This is a genomic window from Bradyrhizobium sp. LVM 105 (genome assembly GCF_003957705.1).
Lineage (GTDB): Bacteria > Pseudomonadota > Alphaproteobacteria > Rhizobiales > Xanthobacteraceae > Bradyrhizobium > Bradyrhizobium frederickii.
On sequence record NZ_QZMV01000082.1, the window covers coordinates 1 to 1,191 of the forward strand.

Consider the following 1,191-nt stretch of genomic DNA (forward strand, 5'->3'; position numbering starts at 1 on the left):
GCGCCTGCGAGGAAACCGATCGCCGCGCCTGCCGGCGCGCTCCTTTTCCTCTTCCTCCTCTCCTTTTTTTTTCTTCTCTTTTCTCCTTCCTTCCTTTTCTCTCTTCTCTCTCCCCCTTCCTCCCTCTCTCTTCCTCTCTCCTTTCTTCCTCTCCTTTTTTTTCTCCCCCTTCTCTCTTCCTTTCTTTCCTCTCCTCTTCTTTCTCCTCCTTCCTTCTCCCCTTCTCCCTCCTTCTTCTCCCTCCTCCCTTCCCTCCTTCCCTCTCCCTCCCCTTCTTCCCTCTCCCCTTCTCCCCTTCTCCTCCTCTTCCTTCCTCCCCCCTCTTCCTCTCTCTCTTCCCTCTTTCTTTTCTTTTCCCCTTTTCTCCTTCTTCTTTTTTTTCCCTTCCTCTTTTCCTCTCTTTTCTCTCTCTCCTCTCTTCTTCTCGTCCTTCTCTCTTTTTTTCCTTCCTTTCTTCTTCTTTTCCTCCCTTCCCCCTTCCCCCTTCCTTTCTCCTCCTTTCCTTCTCTTCCTTTCCTTCCCCCCTTCTTCCTTTCTTCTCTCTTCCTTTTCCCTCCTCTTCCTTTTTCTCTTTTCCCTTTCTTTTCCTCTCCTTCCCCCCTTCCTTTCTTCCTTCCTCCTCCTCCCCCTTTCTTCCCCCCTTCCTTTCCTCCTTCTTTCTTTCCTTTCTCCCTTTCCCCCCCTTTCTCTCTCTCTCCCTTTTCTTCCTCCTCCTTTTCTCTTTCCTCCCTCCCCTCTTCCCTTCTCTCTTCTTTTTTCTTTCTTTTTTCCCCCCTTTTCCTTTCCTTTTCTTCTTCCCCTTCCTTTCTTCTCCCTTCTTTCTCCTCTTCCCCCTTTCTCCTCTCTTCTTCCTCCTTCCCTTTCCCCTCTTTTCTTCCTTTCTTTTCCTCTTCCTTTCCCCTCCCTCTTTCCCTTCCTTTCCTTCCTCCCTTCCTTCCTTTTTTCCTCCTCCTCTTTCCTTTCCTCTTCCCTCTTCCCTTCTCCTCTCTTCCCCTCCCCCCTTCTCTTCCCTCTCTCCCCCTCCTCTTTCCTCCTTCCCTCTCTCCTCTCCTCTCTTTCTCTTCCTTCCCTCCTTCCTTCTCCCTCTCTCTCCTTTTTTTTCTTCCCTCTTTTCCCCTCTCCTTTCTTCCTCTTCCTCTTTTCTCTCTCTCCTTTCTCTCTCTCCTTTTCTTTTTTCTTCTTTTCTTTTTT

The 1,191-nt window shown here is 49.4% G+C and carries 1 protein-coding gene; it reads right to left on the reverse strand.

What is annotated here, in order from left to right; translation table 11 throughout:
• On the reverse strand, positions 1 to 1,191 hold a 1,191-nt coding region (locus D6B98_RS42185; protein WP_205680588.1), incomplete at both ends, for a hypothetical protein.